Consider the following 223-nt stretch of genomic DNA (forward strand, 5'->3'; position numbering starts at 1 on the left):
GCATCCATGATCGTTGATAAATACAAGGTACGCTCTCCAAATAAGAGATACGTCACATCCGTAAACCACTTTTCATTTGGTTTGGATGCATCGAATTGGCGCTCCAATCGATGAGGGGCTACCATTGGTTCCGCACCATTGATATATTTCTTTTTCTTTCGACGCACTTTTGAAAGAATATGATTTTGTCTCATGATTCGTAATACTTTTTTATGATTGACAC

At 38.6% G+C, this 223-nt stretch carries 1 pseudogene; it reads right to left on the minus strand.

Annotated features, from left to right (window positions below):
• Positions 1-223: pseudogene (locus MR167_RS32525) on the minus strand (IS3-like element ISBt2 family transposase); the annotation flags it as partial.

The organism is Bacillus cereus group sp. BfR-BA-01355, from assembly GCF_022663675.1.
GTDB classification, from domain to species: Bacteria; Bacillota; Bacilli; order Bacillales; family Bacillaceae_G; genus Bacillus_A; species Bacillus_A thuringiensis_S.